The sequence below is a fragment of the Streptomyces bicolor genome (genome assembly GCF_000719285.1).
Classification (GTDB): Bacteria; Actinomycetota; Actinomycetes; order Streptomycetales; family Streptomycetaceae; genus Streptomyces; species Streptomyces bicolor.
Window position 1 is genome coordinate 288,189 of record NZ_JOFS01000001.1, and the last position, 19,935, is coordinate 308,123.

Annotated in this window: 17 protein-coding genes; 6 read left to right on the forward strand and 11 right to left on the reverse strand. The window is 71.1% G+C overall.

What is annotated here, in order from left to right; translation table 11 throughout:
- Nucleotides 1–83 precede the first annotated feature (83 nt).
- From IF78_RS0101280 to IF78_RS0101295, 4 genes are all read left to right on the forward strand, one after another.
- Entirely contained in the window at nt 84–1,010 is a 927-nt protein-coding gene (locus IF78_RS0101280; RefSeq protein WP_234439681.1) for a carbohydrate ABC transporter permease, read from the forward strand.
- A gap of 1 nt (nt 1,011) precedes the next feature.
- Nucleotides 1,012–1,884, forward strand: a complete 873-nt coding sequence (locus tag IF78_RS0101285) for a carbohydrate ABC transporter permease (RefSeq protein WP_031475566.1) — start codon at nt 1,012–1,014, stop codon at nt 1,882–1,884.
- 38 nt (nt 1,885–1,922) lie between these two features.
- Complete coding sequence (locus tag IF78_RS0101290) at nt 1,923–3,434, forward strand: glycoside hydrolase family 32 protein (protein ID WP_031475565.1); 1,512 nt, start codon at nt 1,923–1,925, stop codon at nt 3,432–3,434.
- 308 nt (nt 3,435–3,742) lie between these two features.
- Nucleotides 3,743–4,801: a GAF domain-containing sensor histidine kinase gene (locus tag IF78_RS0101295; protein WP_158751242.1), complete on the forward strand. Its 1,059-nt coding sequence runs from the start codon at nt 3,743–3,745 to the stop codon at nt 4,799–4,801.
- An 80-nt stretch (nt 4,802–4,881) separates the two neighbouring features.
- Here the strand turns inward: IF78_RS0101295 and IF78_RS0101300 are convergent, their stop codons facing one another.
- From IF78_RS0101300 to IF78_RS48230, 8 genes are all read right to left on the reverse strand, one after another.
- Nucleotides 4,882–6,396 (reverse strand): ricin-type beta-trefoil lectin domain protein, encoded by a 1,515-nt coding sequence (locus IF78_RS0101300; protein WP_158751244.1) that lies wholly within the window; start codon nt 6,394–6,396, stop codon nt 4,882–4,884.
- 292 nt (nt 6,397–6,688) lie between these two features.
- A complete protein-coding gene (locus IF78_RS0101305) occupies nt 6,689–7,357 on the reverse strand; it encodes a discoidin domain-containing protein (protein ID WP_031475559.1) in 669 nt (222 codons plus the stop codon).
- Nucleotides 7,358–7,463: 106 nt separating this feature from the next.
- Nucleotides 7,464–8,087, reverse strand: a complete 624-nt coding sequence (locus tag IF78_RS0101310) for a hypothetical protein (RefSeq protein WP_031475557.1) — start codon at nt 8,085–8,087, stop codon at nt 7,464–7,466.
- A 122-nt stretch (nt 8,088–8,209) separates the two neighbouring features.
- Nucleotides 8,210–8,875, reverse strand: coding sequence for a hypothetical protein (locus IF78_RS0101315; protein ID WP_031475555.1), 666 nt, complete (start codon nt 8,873–8,875; stop codon nt 8,210–8,212).
- Nucleotides 8,876–8,962: 87 nt separating this feature from the next.
- On the reverse strand, nt 8,963–9,370 hold the full coding sequence (locus IF78_RS0101320) for a hypothetical protein (protein WP_031475553.1): 408 nt from the start codon (nt 9,368–9,370) through the stop codon (nt 8,963–8,965).
- A gap of 90 nt (nt 9,371–9,460) precedes the next feature.
- Entirely contained in the window at nt 9,461–11,032 is a 1,572-nt protein-coding gene (locus tag IF78_RS0101325; RefSeq protein ID WP_031475551.1) for a long-chain-fatty-acid--CoA ligase, read from the reverse strand.
- A 36-nt stretch (nt 11,033–11,068) separates the two neighbouring features.
- Nucleotides 11,069–12,736 (reverse strand): solute symporter family protein, encoded by a 1,668-nt coding sequence (locus tag IF78_RS0101330; protein WP_063762117.1) that lies wholly within the window; start codon nt 12,734–12,736, stop codon nt 11,069–11,071.
- Nucleotides 12,733–13,110 carry a DUF485 domain-containing protein gene (locus IF78_RS48230; RefSeq protein ID WP_051827443.1) on the reverse strand — a complete coding sequence of 126 codons (378 nt, stop codon included), beginning with the start codon at nt 13,108–13,110 and terminating at the stop codon, nt 12,733–12,735. The genes IF78_RS0101330 and IF78_RS48230 overlap by 4 nt, the downstream gene beginning before the upstream one ends.
- 198 nt (nt 13,111–13,308) lie before the next feature.
- Here IF78_RS48230 and IF78_RS0101340 point away from each other — a divergent pair, with 198 nt between their 5' ends.
- Entirely contained in the window at nt 13,309–14,454 is a 1,146-nt protein-coding gene (locus IF78_RS0101340) for a GAF domain-containing sensor histidine kinase (protein WP_031475545.1), read from the forward strand.
- Nucleotides 14,439–15,131 carry a response regulator gene (locus tag IF78_RS0101345; protein ID WP_199921339.1) on the forward strand — a complete coding sequence of 231 codons (693 nt, stop codon included), beginning with the start codon at nt 14,439–14,441 and terminating at the stop codon, nt 15,129–15,131. The genes IF78_RS0101340 and IF78_RS0101345 overlap by 16 nt, the downstream gene beginning before the upstream one ends.
- Nucleotides 15,132–15,326: 195 nt before the next feature.
- Here the strand turns inward: IF78_RS0101345 and IF78_RS0101350 are convergent, their stop codons facing one another.
- Genes IF78_RS0101350 through IF78_RS0101360 form a run of 3 tightly spaced genes read right to left on the reverse strand, consistent with a single transcriptional unit; the run spans nt 15,327 to nt 19,935 of the window.
- Nucleotides 15,327–17,069 carry an ABC transporter ATP-binding protein gene (locus IF78_RS0101350; RefSeq protein ID WP_031475541.1) on the reverse strand — a complete coding sequence of 581 codons (1,743 nt, stop codon included), beginning with the start codon at nt 17,067–17,069 and terminating at the stop codon, nt 15,327–15,329.
- On the reverse strand, nt 17,066–18,805 hold the full coding sequence (locus IF78_RS0101355) for an ABC transporter ATP-binding protein/permease (protein WP_031475539.1): 1,740 nt from the start codon (nt 18,803–18,805) through the stop codon (nt 17,066–17,068). The genes IF78_RS0101350 and IF78_RS0101355 overlap by 4 nt, the downstream gene beginning before the upstream one ends.
- A complete protein-coding gene (locus IF78_RS0101360; protein ID WP_031497961.1) occupies nt 18,802–19,935 on the reverse strand; it encodes a nitroreductase family protein in 1,134 nt (377 codons plus the stop codon). The genes IF78_RS0101355 and IF78_RS0101360 overlap by 4 nt, the downstream gene beginning before the upstream one ends.

A 19,935-nucleotide genomic window follows, 5' to 3' on the forward strand; every position in this document is an offset into this window, starting at 1 on the left:
CCCGCTCCGGTTCGGGCACCCCGACCGCGCTCCCTCCGCGCGCCCGAACCGGACCGGCTTCTCCTGGAGCTACCGTGACCACCATGATCGCAGCCCTCGGCCGGCTGCGTCCGGTCCGGCGAACCCGAACGACCAACGCCCGCCGCCGTGAGGGCCTCACCGCCCTCGGCATGGCCACCCCGGCCGTCGCGCTGCTGATCGTCTTCCTCGTCGTACCGGTCGCCCTCGCCTTCGCCCTCGCGTTCACCGATGCGAGGCTCATCTCGCCCACCCCGGCCCGCTTCGTGGGCCTGAGGAACTTCACCCAGCTCTTCGAAGACCCGGTCTTCTACAAGTCCCTGCGCAACACGGCCTACTTCGCCGCCGTCGTCGTCCCGTTCCAGGCCGGGCTCGCCCTGGTGCTGGCGCTGCTGGTCAACGCGAAGGTGCGTGGCGTCAACTTCTTCCGCACCGTCTACTTCCTGCCGGTCGTCACCTCGATGGTCGTGGTGTCCCTGTTGTGGACCTTCCTCTACCGGCAGGACGGCCTCGTCAACCGGGTGCTCTCGGCGCTCACCTTCGGCCACGTCCAAGGCCCGGACTGGCTGGGCGACCCGGCCACCGCCATGCCCGCCATCATCCTGATGTCGGTGTGGCAGGGCGTCGGGTTCCACATGATCATCTGGCTGGCCGGGCTGCAGACCATCCCCGCCGAACTGTACGAGGCCGCAGACCTCGACGGCGCCACCCGCTGGCACCGCTTCCGCCACGTCACCTGGCCCGGCCTGCGCGAGACACGCACGTTCGTGCTCGTCACCATCACCATCGCGGCGTTCAGCCTGTTCACCCAGATCCGGGTGATGACGCAAGGCGGCCCGCTCGACTCCACCACCACCGTGGTCTACCAGGCGGTGCACACCGGCTACGACCAGCAGCAGACCGCGTACGCGTCGGCGATCTCGCTCGTCTTCTTCGTGCTGGTGCTGGCCGTGTCCCTCGTCCAGCGTTTCCTGACCCGGGAGAAGGACTGACATGACCTCCGTCCTCAAGCACCTCGGCGGTCACGCCGGCCGGGTCGTCCCGGCCCTGGTCTTCGCGCTGCCTCTGCTGTTCATGCTGGTGTCGTCGTTCAAGCCGGACGACCAGATCTTCAGCGACCTCGGCTCCCTGCGCGCCTTCCTCCCCGTCGGCGCCCTGTCACTGGACAACTACACCGGCGTCTTCGACCGCGTCCCCGCGGCACGGTTCCTGCTGAACTCCGTGATGATCTCCTCGATCACCGTCGTGCTCGGCATCATCGTCAACAGCCTCGCCGCGTTCGCCCTGTCCCGGATGCGCTGGCCCGGCCGCAAGGCCGTCCTCACCGCGGTCATCGCCACGCTCATCGTGCCGTTCGAGACCTTCGCGCTGCCGCTGGTGTGGTGGGTCAACCAGCTGCCGCTGCTGCGGGTCAACGGCTTCCACCTGGAGTGGACCACCGGCTGGATGGACACCTACCAGGTCCAGATCGTGCCGTTCGTCGCGAACGCCTTCTCGATCTTCTTCTTCCACCAGTACTTCCAGAGCATCCCCAAGGAGCTGGACGAGGCGGCCATCGTGGACGGCGCCGGCTGGTTCACCATCTACCGCCGCATCGTCATGCCGCTGTCCGGTCCGGCCGTCGCCACCGTCGCCATCCTCACCTTCCTGCCCGCCTGGAACTCCTACCTCTGGCCGCTCATGGTCGTGCAGAGCGAGGAGCTGCGGCCGGTGATGGTGGGCATCTCCTACTTCTTCCAACTCAACGTCGGCTGGGGCCAGATCATGGCGTACTCCTCCATGATCACCGTGCCGATCCTGGCCCTGTTCGTGGCCTTCCAGCGCTCGTTCGTCAACAGCATCGCCTCCACCGGCGTCAAGGGCTGACCGCGCTCCTTCGACTCCCCACCCGAAAGGACATCTGCGTGTCCGTCCTGCCCGCAGACCCCCACCTGCCCGTCGCGCACCTGCGCCCGCCCCGCAACTGGATCAACGACCCCAACGGGCTGGCGTACCACGACGGCCACTACCACGTGTGCTTCCAGTACAACCCGTACGGACCCGAGCACGCGAACATGCACTGGGGTCACTTCCGCAGCCCCGACCTGATCAGCTGGGAGGAACTCCCCGTCGCCCTGACCCCCACGCCGGGTGGTGAGGACGCCGACGGCTGCTTCTCCGGCAACGCCGTCTCGGCCGGCGAACGGCTCGTCGCCTTCTACTCCGCCTACCGCACCGACCGCTGGGCACAGCCGGTCACCACAGCCGAGTCACGGGACAACGGTGTCACCTGGATCCCCCGGGGAAGTCTGCTCATCCCCGAGCTGCCCGACGGCGCGACGATGTACCGCGACCCGTACGTATGGCGCGAGGACGGCCGCTGGCGCATGCTGGTCGGCTCCGCCCAGGCGGACGGCCGGGCGGCGGCCCTGCTGTACGAGTCCGAAGACCTGGAACGGTGGGAGTACCGGGGCGAGTTCCTGGACCGGGCCCCGCAGCCGGTGGCACCGGATGCCGACACCGGGCTGGGCTGGGAGTGCCCGCAGTACCTGCACGCGAACGGACGCGGCGCGCTGCTCGTCGGCGCCTGGGACCCGGAACTAGGACCCCGCCGCACCGTGTTCTACCCGGGCCGCGAACAGGGCGGCCGCTTCCTCGCCGACACCCCCGCCCTCCTCGACCACGGCCCCGACTTCTACGCCCCGGCCCTGCTGGCCGCCCCCGACGGACGGTGGCTGCTGTGGGGCTGGGCCTGGGAAGCCCGCGACCCCGAGTGGGTACGCGAGGCCGGCTGGGCCGGGCTGCTGACCTTCCCACGCGAGGTGACACTCGCGGAGGACGGCTCCGTACGACAGCGACCGGCCGCGGAACTCCTCGCGCTGCGCGACGAGCGCGCGGTGACCGCCGCGGGCGAGACCAACGGAACCGCCGTACTGGGAACGGTAGGCCCGAGCTTCGACCTCACAGCCCGCCTGGAACCCCGCACCGCGACCTCGGCAACCGGGCTGCGTCTGGTCACCTCCGCGGACGGCACCGAGTACCTGGACATCAGGATCGACACCGACGCGGGCGAACTCGTCGTCGACCGCGACCACTCCTCCCTCGACCCGCGCGCCCACGGCGGCACGTTCCGCGTCCCCTGCCCCGAGATGAAGGCTGCGGCAGGTGCCCCGGTCGAACTGCGCCTGGTGGTGGACCGCTCCGTCGCCGAGCTCTACCTGCCATCGGGCCAGACCATGACCCTGCGGTTCTACCCCACCGGCGGCACACCCTGGCGGATCGAGGCCCGCTCCGGAGGCGAGGGGGTCCTCGGCTACACGGTCGGGGTCTGGAACCTGCGTCCGTACACCATGCGGTACGCGAACGACACAAACGCCGAGTCCACACTCACGGACATCGGTCTCGTCCATACCGAAGGGTTCCGGAGCCGTGCGTGAATTCCGCTTCCGTCAACCACCCCGGCTCTCCAGACATTCGAAGTCCACGAATCCCATTGGCCCATCGGCCGGTCATCAGGGCACGGAGCCCCAAAGGAATTTCCGTCCTGGGGAGGTCTCCATATGGAGATACCGAGACAAGGTTCTGCTGACAGTCGACACTCAAAGCCCTTTAGTTACCGACCGGTTGAACCTGTTCGGCCCCTGGAAGGCGCCATACCATGGCTGCCGTGGTGCGAAATCAGCAAAGGCGGACGCCGCCTGACGGGTTGTTCGAACTCGCCGCGGAATACAAAGAGATTCTCGCCTTGTTCGATGGTCCCGCCGCGATACGCCGGGTTGTGGAAACCGTGCCCGCCCTGTGCGGCGTGGATGCGGCCTGGGTCGGCGAACCCCACGGCACGGACAGTCTTGTCCTGAGGCATACGCTGAACATCCGCTCGCCCGAGGTCAATGGACTTGTCATCCCGGCGGGCCGTGGACTGGGTGGTCAGGTTCTCGTGGAACGCCGCCCGCTGTGGGTGAGGGACTACACGCGGGCGGCGACCATCACCCACCATTTCAACCCCGTGGTGCAGGCCGAGGACGTCGGCGCCATGATCGCCGTACCCATGGTCCACGGGGGCCGGCTGCTGGGTGTGCTGTACGGCGCCAACCGGTTCGCGGCGTCGTACGACGACCGGGCGACACAGCTCTTCGAGCAGGCCGGCGCACGGGCGGCGGCCGCGGCGGTCGTCGCGGAGCGAACCCGGCATGCTGCCGAGGTGGCGGTGCACGAGGAGCGGCGGCGGGTGGCCCTCGATCTTCACGACACCGTCGGGGCCATGCTCTTCACCATCGGCGCCGGAATCCGGGGTCTCCTCGCCGAACTGCCCCCTGGAGACAGGCTCCACGGTCGGCTGAGCGACCTCGAAGAACAGGCGGCCGAAGCCGCAGCCGCGCTGCGCGGGTCACTGCACGCGCTGAGCGCTCCGCCGGACCGGGTCGCGCTGGGGGTGGCCCTGCGCGGCGACTGCCGCGCCTTCCAGGAACGTACCGGCATCGTCGCCCGGCTCATCACCGTCACCGAGCTGCCGCCGCTGCCGCCAGCGCATGTCAGAGCACTCACCGACACGGCGAAGGAAGCACTGTTGAACGTGGAGAAGCACGCCCGGGCTCGATCCGTCGTGGTCAGCGTGTTCGCCGCCTCCGACGGGGTCACCGTGCGGATCGCCGACGACGGTGTGGGCCTCCCGCCTGCGGGACGAACACGCGAAGGGCTCGGCGTGGCCGCCATGTCCGAGCGTCTGGCACGGGTGGGCGGACGGCTGAGCATGGGTCGCAACGAGGACGGCGGAGTCACCGTCCAGGCGTGGGTTCCGGCATGAGCAAGGAGAAGGTGGGCGTCCTGGTCGTCGACGAACACCCGACCGTCCTTCGTCGGCACAATCCGCCAGGTGCACGCCATTCAGGACCCTTGACCCGATTCAGTCAGCCAATGCTCGAACCCCCTCGGGAATGACGCGTCCGGTTCCCTGAGTACGACAGGAACACCCACCACCCGGCGAGTGGCGGCGGGCGTCACCGCAAGGCGACTGTTCCGGCCCGGGATGAGCAGTCCGCCGTCCGACAGGACGAACTGGAAGCCCGCGGTCCAGTCATCGGCGGCCTCGGTGCATGGACGCATTTCGAGCTCGACCACCTTTGCCGAGTCCAGGCACAGGCCCGGGTCGGCGTGGCTGCGCAGCAGCCCGTCCGGGCCCAGGTCCCACAGCTGGGTGGCCACCGGCGCGCACGTGGAGGTCACCGCGGTGGCGCCGGCGACGGCCTCACGGTTCCCGATGTCGAGGCACAGACCGGTCGCCACGTTGTGGAAGCGGGCGTTCAGGACCGGGGCCGGCCGGTTGCCGCCGGGAGTGGCTTGCGCGGATGCGGCCTGCGTGGGGGTCGATTCCGCTGTCCCGTCATCGGCCCTGGGATCGGTCGGCCATCCGCTGAGGAGGACTCCGGTGACCGCTCCCACGAGGACCCCCGAGGTGACGACGATCCCGCCGAAGAGGAGGCCCGCTCGACGACGAGCCGCCCGTCGGGCACTGCGCATCCCGGCGCGGGCCACTGGCGTGTACAAGGGCCGGGATTGTGGCGGCGCATGGGGTGTGGGCACCGCCGTGGACGCACGCGCGCGGCGGGCTCGGCAGAGGGTGAGGTAGTCCTCCGCCCCGAAGCCCAGCACCGCTTCGGCGAGCAGCAAAGGCAGGCGCTCCGGCGTGCGGTCGAGCTGATCCGTGGCAGCGCGGCAGTACGCGCACTCCGTCAGGTGGTGGTGCAGGTCCGGCACGGTCTCCGTGACCTGACCGCGGTCGGTGGAGACATCGATGAGGCGGTTGTAGCGGCGGCAGTCCTGCTCGGGAGCGAAGTCGAGGTGGGCCTGGCGGCACACGGTTCGTAACTGAGCGCGGGCCCGGTGGAGTTTGATGCGGGCCGTGGCCAGGTCCAGTCCGGCATGGGAGGCGGCCTCCGCAAGGTCCTCCGCCTCGACTTCGGTGTGCCACAGCAATGACCGCAGTTGTTCCGGAAGCTGCTGGAAGCCATGGAGGAGCAGGTGCCGTTCGCGCCGCAGGACGGTCGCGGACGGCACCTGCCCGTCCGCCCCGGTGCGCAGGCCCTCCCGCAGATCGAACCGCCGTTCGTCGGCGTCCCACTCCTCGGCGGTCTCGATGACGGCTCCGAGCAGATGGCAGCGCCACGGCCAGCTCGGCCCGGCCGCGCTGTCGAGCTGCCGCCGGAACGCCGCCTGTGCGAGCGCCTTGGCGGCCTGGGAGGAATTCGTGCACAGCGTCGTGTACTCCAGGACGGGCGCCCAGTGCCGTGCGAGCAGGTCCGTCACGAGAGGTGAGACCGTCGACGGCCGCGGCCCAGTACGGAGCGGGTGAGAAGGCCGCTCCTCGGCGTCGACGTCGGCCCGGCCGTCATCGCCGGTCACCGGCCGACCGTGCTCGGTGCCGTCGCGGCCCACCTGCGTAGTGCGTTTCAGAAGCATCCGAGCCCCCGTCGCCACGTACCCACTGCTACACAGGGCGATCTTGCGCCCGTGGGCAACTGTGCGGAAGCTCCACTCGGAGGTCTCCATCCGCAGACGGACACCGTCCCGTTGCACGGATCCCCGCGGCACCTCGCACGGAGAGGGCCCCGCGCGGTTCCCTCCCCCGCACGGGACCCGTGGCCGGGTGGACGGCCTTTCGCAGCCGTTCCCCGGACCGCCGTCACGCCCTGGTTCAGGCGGGCCGCGTCGTGAAGATCGCGGCCGCTCGGGCGGGCAGTCGGTAGCTGTAGGTCGTGGCACCCCACCGGACGTCGAACGTGGCAGGGTCGGCGCCGGAGTTGTACGCCACCGACAGCCGGGTGCCGTCGGGCAGGGTCGCGTTCTTGCGCTGGACACCGCCGTTGGTGGCCGCGGTCGAGGGCGAAGCCGCGGTGGCCGACCCGTCGGGAGCGAGAACGGACACCTCGTGGATGGACCACCAGCTACCGGATGCGGACCTGTTGACCACCCGTATGTAGCGGGCGCTCGTGGCGGGCAGCTGGATCCGGGTCACGGTGCTGCCCGGTCCGGTGGCGATCGGTCGGCCCCAGGTGGCGCCGTCGTCGGAGGCGTACACCTCGTACTGGCCGGCGAAGTCACCGGACGAGGCGGTGCTGTCCAGGACGATCTGGCTGAACGTCCGCTTCGAGCCCAGGTCGACCTGGAACCAGTCCCCGGACTGCATGCCGTGCCCGGAGCTCCACCGGGTGGCGGGGTCGCCGTCGATGGCCTTGGACGGCGGGTCGTCGGTGCTGCTTGACGAGGCCGATGCCTGCCGGGCGAGCAGGCCCTGTCGCAGGTGATCACGCTCGTCGGCGCCGCGGTCGCGGCTGTAGGCCGCGCTCTCGGCCGAGAGCGTCACCGAGGGCCACCCCGCCCATGAGTACTTCCGCGACGGCTACGCCAGTCTGCGCACCCTGGTCACCGAAGCACTCCTGGCAGACCTCGCGGGCACATCCAGCTGACGGTCAGTGCGGCAGGCGGGGCGTGATCTGGCGGGCCAGCGGTACGAGCTGGTCGGTGCCCTTTGATCCGTTTGATCCGCCGGTCTCCGCGAGGGTGAGTACCCAGACGCGCGCGCCGTTGCGCCACACCAAGAAAGCGATGTTCTGCGCCTGTTCCACAACGTAGCCGCGTTCACTGAAGGCGGCCTGTCCCAGCCCGGAGACTTCCGTGACCCGTACGTCACGCATGCCTGCCGACGAGGGGTCCTTGACCAGGCTGTGCGCCGCGGAGAGCTCGGCGTCGTAGGAGCGCGTGGCGGGGGTGAGGCTCAGCAGAGCCGTGCCGTCGGCATTGGCGTAGCTGCAGACATCCGGGGCGGTGCCTTTGTTGGGGTCGACCTGAGTTGCGGGCTGCAGGTCGGGCCGTACCTTTCGGGCCGCGGTCAGGTCGAAGGCGGTGCACAGTCGCGACGGCGGCAGTGTCCTGACCGAGGGGGAAGGAGCGGAGACGGGAGTCGGGGAGGCGGCCGAATGCTGGGCAGGGTCGGGAGCCGAGGAGGCGTTGTCGCTGGTACAGGACGTCAGCAGAGCGCACAGGGCGACGGCGGTGGCCGGGAGGGCGGCGCGTACGGAACGGCGCAGGTTCATGGGAGGGGTTCCTCGCGAGGTCGAGAGGGTGCACCGACCAGCGGGTCGGAACGGGGGCGGGGGCCGGCCCGGCCCGTACACCGTGGGCACACGGGATAGCGAGGCCGGGCCGGCCCGGGCGGTCAGGAGTAGACGTTGTACGTCCCGTAGTCCCTGACCCGGAGGTTGGTCTGCCACTTGCCCCACTGGTAGTCGCCGTCCCACCAGAACCGCTGCTTGCCGTCACCGCAGGTGGAACCGTCGGTCCGGAAGGCACCGACAAAGGTGCCCTGGGTCCAGCGGCGCTCCACGACGGAGACGGGCTGGGCGTACTGCCCCGGCTGCAGGTTGACGGTGAAGCTGTAGGTGGTGGTCGTGGACCCGTTGCGCCCGTAGGAGGGGGTGAGACTGCCGAGTACGTCCTTCACGTACGGGATGGGGACGTTGATGCTGAGGCCGACCTGCCACTGCCAGCCCGCCGTCTTCGACTCGTCCCAGCGGTAGGAGCAGCTGGGAACATTCCAGGGGCACCGGAACGTGGGCCCTCGCCATACCGAGTCCTGCCAGGTCTTGCGGTCCTGGGTCTGCCCCTTCGCCCAGGTGGTGTCGCCCTTGCGGAAGCTGTAGCCGTCCGACTTGAAGCACCAGGTCCGCGCCGAGGCAGTGCCCGGAGCGGCCAGCAATATGAGGGGAGCGAGACCCAGACTCATGGCCGGCGCAAGCCAGCGGCGGCGCCGGCTGTTCTTCTGGCTCTTCATCTGCCTCTCGGCAGGCTTCCCGTCATGGGTCGCCTCAGTGGGGGGCTGCACTTGATTACTCCTGTGGTCATGTGGGTCGTGAATTGCACGCGGGTGCGGCAAGGCTTTTCTCGGGTCTTCCGGCTCAGGCGTTCCGGCTCAGCCGGAGTAAGCCTTGAGCACCCACCACTGGTCCTGGCTCGGGCCGACCCAGTAGCCGTGCCAGGCGCCGGACTTGGACCAGCCCTCGCAGTTCTTGGCGGTGTACGCCGTGACGGAGACCTTGTCTCTGCCGGAGAACCACACCTGGGAATAGGTGCTGGTGTGACCGCCGGGCCTGGAGCCGATCAGGCACCGGTTCCATGTCCTGCCGTTGGGCTGCGTCACGTTGAGGCGCCAACTGTGGACGCCATGGGTGTGGTTGTCGATCCAGACGCACCCGGTGAAAACGGGTGAGTTGCAGTGCGGAACGGCGCTCGCCGGGCCTGCGCCCAGGGCCAGGTAAGCCGCGGCGATTCCTGCGACGCCGACGATGCTGGCAACGCTCTTACGGAGTGAACGGGACAAAGCGCCCGCTCCCTTCTTCTTGGTCGGTCTACGTGTGTCTGTTCGGCGCGATTCGGTTCGCGTGATCACGCGCTCGACTCCGCCGCCGCCTCACGCGTCGAGCAGGCGGTCGGCAAGCTCTCGCTTGAGGATCTTGCCGGTCGCGGTCATGGGCAGCTCCTCCCGGAACTCGATGATCCGGGGGTACTTGTGGCCGGCCATGTTCTGCCGGCACCAGGCGACGAGGTCCGCCTCGGTGAGCGCGGCTCCGGGCCGGCGGATGACGAAGGCTTTGACCTCTTCTCCGTGGCTCACGTGGGGCACTCCGACGACGGCGGCGAGGCTGACGTCCGGGTGGGTGTGGATCACCTCTTCGAGTTCACGGGGGTAGACGTTGAAGCCGCCGCGGATGATGAGGTCCTTGGTGCGGTCGACGACGTAGACGTAGCCGTCCGCGTCGCGCCTGCCGATGTCGCCGGTGCTGAACCAGCCGTGGGGATCGATGGCCTCCGCCGTCGCCTGGGGGCGGTTGAGGTAGCCCTTCATCACGTTGTGCCCCCGGATGCGGATCTCGCCCGGTTCGCCGACCTCGGCCTCCGTGCCGTCGCGCCGGACGACCCGCACCTCCACACCCCATGCAGGAAGCCCGACCGAGCCGGGTTTGCGGGGCCGGTCGATGCGGTTGAACGTCGCGATGGGGCTGGTCTCGGAGAGGCCGTAGCCTTCCAGGATGGGCACGCAGAAGCGTTCCTCGAAGCCCTTCAGCACCTCCACCGGAAGGGCCGATCCACCGGAGACCCCGAGGCGCAGGTTCGCCGCGATGGCCGCCAGGGCCGGTCCGTCGACGCCCTCGTGGTTCAGGAGGGACCAGTACATGGTGGGTACTCCGGCGAAGAAGGTGACGTGTTCACGCACCATCAGCTCCAAGGCGGCCTGGGCCTCGAAGCGCGGCATGAGCACGATGGTCGTACCCGTCGCGAATCCCGCGTTGAGCTGCGCGGTCTGCCCGAAGGAGTGGAACAGCGGCAGCGCCAGCAGTTGGACCTCGTCGGGCACCAGCGCGAAAAGGCGGCTCGCCAGCAGTGCGTTGTGGACCATGTTGCTGTGCGTCAGCTCGGCGCCCTTGGGGGAGCCTGTGGTACCGCTGGTGTAAAGGATGACCGCGGTGTCGGTCTCCCTCGTCTGTACGGTGTCGAACGCGGCGGGCATCCCATCGATGAACTCGGCGAGCGTCGTCGTCCGCGTGTTCTCCGGCCCGGTCACATCGGAGGGCGCGCCAGTCAGCAGCACGAAATGCTCACAGCCCGGCGTCGACTCGAACGCCCGCAGCCCCACCTCGGCCATCGGCAGCTGGTCCGTGCCCTCGAAGCAGAAGTAGGCGGTCGCTCCGGAGTCCTGGAGGTGGTACGCGATCTCCCGCTCGGTGAGCAGGACGTTCAGCGGTACGACGGTCGCGCCGGCCTTGAGGATGCCGTAGTAGACGACGGGGAAGTACGGCAGGTTGGGGCAGCTCAGGGCCACCCGGTCGCCGGGCCCGATACGGCGAGCAGCCAGTGCCGCCGCGACCCGGCTGGCCTCGGCGTCGATCTGCGCGTACGTCAGCCGTGTGTCACCCAGCACCACGGCGTCGCGGTCGGGCGCCTCGCGTGCGGTGTTTTCCAGCAGGACGGCGAGGTTGAGCATGGGTGTCTCCTCGGAGGAAGCGGTACGGCTGTGTGGCTAGCGGGCCGTGAAGAAGGAGCCCGGGCCGGCCGGGGTGGCCCTCGCGACGGGTTCGGCACGCGGGCTTCCGATCGCGCCCTCCACGGCGACGCGGTGCTGAAGGTCGGCGAACTTCCGGACGTCGGGCGGTCTGCGGTCGAGGAAGGAGCCGAGCCAGCCGAGCAGGAAGCCAAGGGGGATGGAGACGATTCCGCAGTACCGGAGCGGGAAGACGGCGAAGTCCGCGGCCGGCAGCAGGGAGGTGGAGCTCCCCGACAGCCCGGGCGACAGGGCCCACAGCGTCAGGCTGGAGACGAGCCCTCCGTAGAGCGTCCAGCATGCTCCCCTGCTGGTGAATCCGCTCCAGTACAGGGTGTACAGCAGCGCGGGCAGGACGGTCGACGCGGCGACGGCGAAGGCCAGCGCGACAAGTGTGGTGACGTTGATGTCCTGGGCGTACATGGACAGCGCCGTGGCGATCACGCCGATCAGGACGGCCGCGGTTCGGGCGAGGCCGACCTCCCGGGTCTCCGGTGCCCGGCCCTGCCTGAACGCGGCCTGGTACAGGTCGTGCGCCACGGCGGCGCAGGCGGCGAGTGTCGTCCCCGACACCACCGCGAGGATCGTCATGAAGGCCACGCAGGAGATCACGGTCAGCAGGACCGTGCCGCCGAGCTGGTCCGCCAGCAGGAACGTGGCGGTGTTGCCGCTCGGGCTCTCGCGTGTGATGCGGGCCGGTCCGACCAGGGCTCCCGCCCCCAGGCCGATGAGCGCGGCCATCAGGCAGAACGCGAGGGTGAGGAGAGCCGCCCAACGGACCGTTGCGCGCGCCGCGCGCGCCGTGGGCACCGCGCTGATCCGCATCAGCAGATGAGGCAGTCCGGCCGCGCCGAGCACGATGGCCAGTTGCAGGCTCAGCCCGTCGACCCTGCTGACCGCATCGCTCCCGACGGCCGCCCCGGGATTCAGGAACCGGTCCCCGGCGCCACTGTTGACCGCCGCCCGGTGCAGGACCTCGCCCGGGTTCCAGCCGGCCTCGGACAGCACCCGGTACGCCAGGAGCAGGCCGCCGCCCACCAGCAGACCGGCCTTCAGCAGCTGTACGACGGTGGTGGCCCGCATGCCGCCGATGGCCACGTAGAGGATCATCACGAAGCCGAGCGCCGCGACCATGCTCCGCTCGGCCGCCACCCCGGTCAGGCCCAGCACCGGTGCGGCCAGGGCGCCCGCGCCGACGAGTTGGGGGATGAGGTAGAGCAGGCAGATGACGAGCGTGGCCAGCCCGGCGGCGGCATGCACCGGGCGCGGGTTCAGCCGCCGGGCCAGACAGTCTCCGACGGTGAAGCGGCCCGTGCTGTGGTACGGCTCGGCGATCAGGAACTGGATGACGATCCAGCTGACGACCGGCCCCAAGAGGAAGATCATCATGCCGTCGTAGCCGGTCAACGCCACCAGACCCGGCGTACCGAGGAGGGTGGCGGCCGACATGTAGCTGCCGAAGAGGGCCAGCCCGGCCCGGGCCGGGGACAGCCGCCGGTCGCCGAGGTAGAAGCCGCCGTCGGCGCCGTCGGCGCCGTCCCCCGTGGTGACCAGCACGGCCAGGAACAGCGCGCAGCAGACGAAGGGCGCGAAGACGGTGAAGACGTGGAAGGACGGGGCGGCGGTCAGTTCGAGGGCGAGGCTCATCGGGCGCCCCCTGCGTGGCTCTTCAGCTCCTCGGTGACGGGGTCGACGTGGGAGGCGCAGTAGCGGATGTACCAGTGAACGGCGACCGCGGTGGCTGCGCACAGCGCGAGGCCTCCGGCGAGGCCGACGGACAGCCGGCCGATCAGGACCAGACCCATGAACTCCGGTGCCAGGGCGGCGAGTACGACGTTGAGCAGGAAGAGGCCGAGGACGGCGCCCGTGACGGACCGAACCGGCCTGAGCCGCGCGCCGCGCAACGCGAGCAGGTCGGCCACGGGGTCGTCGACCCGCTCGTCCCGGCGATTCCAGGGCTCTCCGCCCAGTTCGTGCCAGGGATCGCGGTGGTCGGGATGGGGGGTGGCGCGAGGTGTCATGAGGGCTACGTGTCCGTCCGGGGCGACTGGCCTGCGGGGTACGGACGCATCCTGGGCGTGTGCGCGGACGCCGGGCAGCCCCATGCGGAGGTCTCCACATGGAGATGGCGTTCCGGAACGAAAAAGATGACCATGGGGCAGGAGGAGTCTTCGTCCCCGGATGATGGACCTGGCGAGACCGACGGGGGGTGCCCGAGCATGACCGGTCTTGTGGACGGGCAGGACCAACTCGCGCTGCCGGACGAGCTGTTCGAGCTCACCGAAGGCTACAGGGAGATCCTCGCGCTCCTCGATGGGCCCGCCGCGATGCGCCGGATCGTGGCGACGGTACCCACTGTGTGCGGCGCGGACACGGCCTGGGTCGGCGAACCGGAAGGCCCGGACGAAATCGTCCTGAGGCATCCGCTGAACCTGCGGACCGACATGGTGGACGGACTCGTGGTGCCCGTCGGCTGTGGTCTGGGCGGCCAGGTCCTCGTCGAGCGCACACCGAAGTGGGTGCGCGACTACCAGCACGCTCAGAGCATCACCCACCACTTCAAGTCAGTGGTGGAGGCCGAGGGCATGACCTCGATGATCGCCGTTCCCATGGTCTACGAGGACCGGCTGCTCGGCGTGCTGTACGGCTCCAACCGCTACGCGGCGTCGTACGACGACCGAGCCACGCAGCTCTTCGTACAGGCCGCTGCCCGCGCGGCGGCTGCGGTGGTCGTCGCGGAGCGGGCTCGGCACGCCGCCGAGATCGCGGTGCACGAGGAGCGCCGCCGGGTCGCCCTCGATCTCCACGACACCGTCGGGGCCATGCTCTTCACGATCGGCGCGGGCATCCGCAGGCTGGCCGAGGAACTGCCGCCGGGGGACGCGCTGCAAGGGCGGCTCAGCGACCTGGAGCAGCAGACGGCGGAGGCGGCAGCCGCGTTGCGCACGTCGCTGCACGCGCTGAACGTTCCGCCGGACAACATCGCCGGCTGTGTGGCGCTGCGCGGCGACTGCCGGGCTTTCCAGGAACGCACCGGCATCATTGCCCGACTCATCACGGTCACCGATGTGCCGCCGCTGCCGCCGGCCCACGTCAGAGCCCTTGTCGGCACGGCACGGGAGGCCCTGCTGAACGTGGAGAAGCACGCCCGGGCCCAGTCCGTCGTGGTCAGCGTGTTCGCGGGCGCGGGCGGGGTCACGGTGCGGATCGCGGACGACGGCGTGGGGCTTCCGACCGCCGGGAACAGCTCGGAAGGACTGGGTATGCAGGCCATGTCCGAACGACTGGCACGCGTGGGCGGACGCCTGAACGTGGGCCGCAACGAGGACGGCGGCGTCACGGTACAGGCGTGGGTCCCCGCATGAGCCGGGAGGAGTCGGGTCGGCAGAACCCGAGCCGGGAGACGACAGGCGACGAGGAGAAGGTGAGCGTCCTGGTCGTCGACGACCACCCCATCGTCCTGGACGGCGTCACGGTGGCCCTCAGCAACACCCCGTGGATCGCCGTCGCGGGATTCGCCCGATCCGGGAGAGAAGCCGTCACCGCGGTCGAGCTCCTGCGCCCCGACATCGTCCTCCTCGACCTGCGCCTGCCCGACATGCTCGCACCCGAAGTGGTCCGCGAACTGCGCGCCCACCGTCCCGGCGTCAAAGTCGTGATCTTCACCGCGTATCCCGAGCACGCCGCGCTGAACGCGGCCCTCGACGCCGGAGCGCACGCGGTCATCCTCAAGGACACGGAGCGTGCCGACCTCGTCGACACCATCCGGCGAGTGAACGCCGGCGAGCGCGTCGTCTCCACCAGCCTCGAGCAGGACGTGAACGTCCTGCTGGCCAAACGGCTCAGGGAGCGCGGACTGACCCGCCGCGAGTACGACATCCTGCGCCGCATGGCGATGGGCGAGACGAACCCGGAGATCGCCGAAGCCCTCGGTCTCACCCGGAACACGGTCAAGACGTACGTGCAACGAACCCTGGAGAAACTGGGCGCCCGCAACCGCATCGAGGCGCTCACCCGCGCCAACGAATGCGGAATCCTCTAGAGCCCCGGCCCTCATAGGGATTGCTCACGCGACGCCGCCCGTGTGCCCTTCGACGGCTCTGCATCGGAACGCGCTCCCCTGACGGACAGCCTCGCGGCCCGCCGTGTTGGCAGTCCGTCGTCGACCATGGCACGAACAGGCTTGGACACTCTTCCGTACGCGCGTGGTCGAGCTTCCCGCAGGTCGGGCCCGCGCTCAGGATGAGGTGACGGCGAGGACACGGCCCAGTGCGCTGTCGGGGCGGGTGGTGAGTTCGTCCCAGGTGCCTTCCTCCGTGATGCGGCCGGCTTCGAGGACGGCGATGCGGTCGGCGCGGCGGATGGTGGCGGGGCGGTGGGCGATGACGATCGTGGTGCGGCTCTCCTTGCCGAGCGCGGTGGCGAGCTGGGCGTCGCCGGCGTTGTCGAGGTGGGCGGTGGTCTCGTCGAGGACGAGGACGCGGGGCCGCTTGAGCAGCGCGCGGGCGAGGGCGATCCGGGCGCGCTGGCCGCCGGAGAGGGTGGAGCCGCGCTCGCCGACGAGGGTTTCCATGGGGGCGATGCGGTCGACGCCGCACAGCCGGGCGGTTTCGGCGAGGAGGTCGTCGTCCGCCTCTGGTGCGGCGAGCCGCAGGTTGTCGGCGAGGGTGCCGTGGAAGAGGGGGGTGTCCTGGCCCACCACGGCGACGGCTCGTCGGAGTTCGGCATCGCTCAGATCACGTACGTCGACGGGCTCGCCGTCGCCGGGTATCAGGTGGACGGTGCCCTTGGACGGGTCCCAGAAGCGGGCCAGCAGGTGGGCGCAGGTCGACTTGCCGGCCCCCGAGACACCGACCAGGGCGAGGGTCTGCCCTCCGCGGACTGTCAGTTCGACTCCGTCCAGCACGGGTTGACCGCCGTAGTCGAAGCTCACCTGGTGCAGCCGGACGCCCAGCGGACCGGGGGGAAGCGGGCGGGGTGCGGCGGGCCGCGGGGCGAGAGCGGGGGCCTGCACGGCCGCGCCGACGCGGGCGGCGGCGGCGCGCAGTCCCACTGCCTGGCTCAGCGCCCGAGCCGACTCGGCGACGGGGCCCAGCACCGACAGGGCCAGCGCCATCGCCGCCGGTGCCCAGGCGCCGTGCAGGCGCCCGGAGGTCACGGACTGTGCCGCGGCGGCCACCACGCCGAGGACCGCGAGCACGATGAGGAGGTCGCGGACCGCGGCGGCCATGGCCTCCCAAGTGGCCTCGGCCCTCTGGGCCTCCCCCACCTGCCGGCCCTGTTCGGCGAGTCGGCGGCGCCGCTCGGCCATCCCTCCGAAGGCGAGCAGCTCACGCAGCCCGTCGACGGTCTCCACGGTGTCGGCCGACAGCTTCGCGGCGGCCGCCCGGGTGCGGGCTCCGCGCGCCGCACGTCCGCGCGCGTCGGCGAAGGGCGCCGCGGCGAGCAGCGCGGCAACCGGCAACACCGCCGCCAGCAGCCATGGCTCCACCGTGGCCAGAACAGCGGCGCCGCCGGTGAACACGGCTCCCGATGCGAGGAGTTGGGCGGTGGTGTGGGCGTAGAAGAACTCCAGTGCCTCGACGTCGGCCATGGCGGTGGCGGCAAGGTCCCCGCTGCGGCGGCCGGCGACGCGGGCGGGCGCGCTGCGGGCGAGCCCGTCGAAGACCCGCACACGCAGTTCGGCCAGCACTCGGTAGGCAAGGTCGTGGCTGAGGTCCATTTCGCGCCAGGTCATCAGGGCGCGTACGACGACGAGGACGGTGAGCGCGGTGACCGTACCGGCCGAGGGGGCGCGATCCTCGATGACGGCGGTTCCGACGGTGTGTGCGGCCAGCGTCAGCAACGTGACGAGTGAGCCCTGTTCGATGAGTGCGGCGCCGCACGTGCGGGCCATCATGATCCGGTGCCCGGCGAGGGCGGGGAGCAGGGCGCGCAGTGAGCCGCGTGCGGGCAGATCGGTGGTGGTGCTGCTGCTCATGCGGCGAGCCCTCCCTGGTGAGCGTGGCCCGCCTTGACGAGCTCCGCGTAGACGCCCCCGGCTGCCACGAGGGTGGTGTGCTCGCCGACGGCGTCCACGCGTCCGCCGTCGAGGACGACGATGCGGTCGGCGTGCCGGACGGCGGCGAGCCGGTGGGCGACCACGAGGACGGTCCGGCCCCCCGCGGCCTCCAGCAGTTCACGGACGATGTCGGCCTCGCGGCGTTCGTCGACCGCGCTGGTGGCCTCGTCGAGGACGAGCACCGGAGCGTCGGCCAGCAGGGCCCGCGCGAGGGCGAGCCGCTGGCGCTGGCCGCCGGACAGGGTGGCGCCCCGTTCGCCGAGGACGGTGGCGTAGCCGTCGGGGAGGGAGGCGATCTCGTCGTGGATGCCGGCGGTGCGTGCGGCGCGCGTCAGCTCGTCGTCCGTGGCGCCCGGCCGGGCCAGGCGCAGGTTGTCGGCGATGGTGGCATGGAAGAGGTACGTCTCCTGGGAGACGACGGCGATGCCCTGCCGCAGCGAGTCCAACGCGAACTCGGTCACATCACGGCCGTCGAGGGTGATCCGGCCGCCTTGCGGGTCGTGGTGGCGCCGGAGCAGGGCGAGGAGCGTGGACTTGCCGGCGCCGGACGGGCCGACGATCGCGGTCGTACGTCCGGCCTCGGCGGTGAAGGAGACGCCGCGGAGCGCGGGCGTATCGGCACCGTCGTAGGTGAACTCGACGTCTTCGAAGCGCAGTTCGGGCGGGCCCGGCCAGTGCGCCGCTGCCGTTCCCGTGTCGGGGACGGCGGGTTCGGCGGTGCGCAGCGCCCGGAGCCCGTCGGCGGCCGATACGCCCAGGTAGCCGGCGTGCCATTCGCGGGACAGGTCGCGGACCGGACGGAAGCACTCGGAGGCCAGGAGCAGCACCAGGTATGTGCCGGTCGCCGTGGTGGATCCGGAGACGGCCGACCAGGAGGCCAGCAGCGCGGCGGCCGCGGTGCCGCCCTGGATGGCCAGGTCGGTGAGGCCGGTGTCGACGAGGGACACACGCAGCTGGGCGACGGTGGCCCGGTGCAGCGCCGCCGACCGCTTCTCCAGCCGCTCCCGCGTGCGCCCGACGGCGCCTGCGGCCCGCAGGGCGGGCATGCCCTGAAGTGCTTCGAGGTAGTCGGCGCCCAGTTCCTCGTAGGTGTCCCAGTGCTCCTTGCCGCGCCGGGCCAGGAGCCGGTCCCAGGCGCGCGGCCCGACCAGGGCCAGCAGGAGTGCGGGGACGAGGCCGAGGAGGGCGGCCGGTTCGATGACCACCAAGGCGGCGAGCAGCAGGGGCGGCACGGTGAGGGTGATCAGGAGCTGGGGTAGGTAGCGGGAGACGTAGGCGTCGACGCCCTCCACGCCGTCGACGAGGGTGGTGCGGACGGCTCCGGCGCGGGCGTTGGTCAGGTGCGCGGGGCCCAGCCGTCCGAGGTGCGCGAGGAGTTCGTCCCGCAGAGCGACCCTGACCCTGGCCCCGGCGCGGGTGGCGGTGCGCCGTTGCCGGTTGCCGAGCCCGGCGCGTGCGGCGACGACGCCGAGCACCGCGCTGAGGAGCAGCGGGAGCCGGTCCGTTTCACCGCGGGCCAGGTCGGCGAGGGCCACTGCCAGCAGTACGGCCTGCGCGAGGTGGGTGAGAGTGACGGCCGCCTGTAGGAGGGTGGCCGCGACCAAGGGGCGCCTGGCGTGCCGTGCGGCGCGGCGCAGCTCGGGGTGGACGATCACGAGGTCTTCTCCTCGTCGGGGTGGGTGGTGCCGAGGGCCAGGCCGTGGACGATCCAGTCCCGGTCCGGTGGGGCGCCGAGGGCAGCGCCCAGGTCCGCCTGCTGCCAGGAGCCGACGGGCCGGGCGGCCAGCCCGTGTCGTACGGCGGCCAGGTGGGCGAGGTGGACGGCGAAGCCGGCCCGTAGGTGCGTTCGGCGGATCAGCGCGGCGTCGGCGTCTGCCGGGCAGCCGTACGCGAGGAGGACGGCGCCCGCGTCCGCGATCCACGCCTGACCCGCGGCCCAGACGGCGAGCGTCGGCCGGGCCTCCCCCGCCGCGAGCCGCCGCAGTGTGCCGTCGGGGGCCGACTCCACCAGTTCGGGCCGCGGTTCGCCCACGGCCGCGCACCAGGCGAGGTCACCGGCGCTCGCCTGGACGGCGGTGGCGAGCACCGCACGCAGAACGTCCCGTGACGGGGTGCCGGTGAGCGGTGTCGCGGCGCTGCGGCGAGCCAGCAGCTCGCCGGGGGCGGGCCTGTCCATGGGCCGGCTCGGCCCCTCAGGCTGAGAAACCCGGCCTGCCTTCTGCGGCAGGGTGAAGTGCAGTGCGGCCAGAGGGCCATCGCTCAGCCCGTCCAAGCGGAGTACAGGCTCTGCCATGTCCAGCGCACGGGCCGCGAGCCACAGCGCCGCGGCGACGTGCCCGGTGTCCAGCAGCATCAGCGGCCAGGCGCGGTGGCCGTAGTGGGAGACCGTGCGCCGTGGGGTGACGGAGAGTTCGACGGTCGCCCCGGGCAGCGTGCCGTCCGCTTCGGGACCGAGGCGGTGCACGCGGTGGCCCAGCGGGTCGTAGCCGTAGCGCCCGGGCGGCAGCGGGCAGCCGGTGCCCACGACGAGCACGGCGTCCACCGGGTGCAGCCCGCCGGCGGACGGGGCGGGCCGCAGCCGCCCGGAGCCGTCCGAGGCCGCCAGGGAGAGGCGGAGCAGTCGGCCCAGGTCCAGCTGCCCGGGGGCGGCCTGCGGCAGGGCGTGCGGCGGTCCCGGCCACGCGCGGACGACGGGACCGGCGGACGTGTCCGGGCCGGGCCGCTCGGGTGAACGGGCGCGGGCGAGGGCGGTGACGAGGTCCACGCGCTCAGGAAGGAGGTCCAC

What these genes read in the sequence shown, in the direction of transcription:
- IF78_RS0101280 (WP_234439681.1), top strand. Translation starts at nt 84, where the DNA reads ATGATCGCAGCCCTCGGCCGGCTGCGTCCGGTCCGGCGAACCCGAACG.
- IF78_RS0101285 (WP_031475566.1), top strand. Translation starts at nt 1,012, where the DNA reads ATGACCTCCGTCCTCAAGCACCTCGGCGGTCACGCCGGCCGGGTCGTC.
- IF78_RS0101310 (WP_031475557.1), bottom strand. Translation starts at nt 8,087, where the DNA reads ATGAACCTGCGCCGTTCCGTACGCGCCGCCCTCCCGGCCACCGCCGTC.
- IF78_RS0101325 (WP_031475551.1), bottom strand. Translation starts at nt 11,032, where the DNA reads ATGCTCAACCTCGCCGTCCTGCTGGAAAACACCGCACGCGAGGCGCCC.
- IF78_RS0101330 (WP_063762117.1), bottom strand. Translation starts at nt 12,736, where the DNA reads ATGAGCCTCGCCCTCGAACTGACCGCCGCCCCGTCCTTCCACGTCTTC.
- IF78_RS48230 (WP_051827443.1), bottom strand. Translation starts at nt 13,110, where the DNA reads ATGACACCTCGCGCCACCCCCCATCCCGACCACCGCGATCCCTGGCAC.
- IF78_RS0101340 (WP_031475545.1), top strand. Translation starts at nt 13,309, where the DNA reads ATGACCGGTCTTGTGGACGGGCAGGACCAACTCGCGCTGCCGGACGAG.
- IF78_RS0101350 (WP_031475541.1), bottom strand. Translation starts at nt 17,069, where the DNA reads ATGAGCAGCAGCACCACCACCGATCTGCCCGCACGCGGCTCACTGCGC.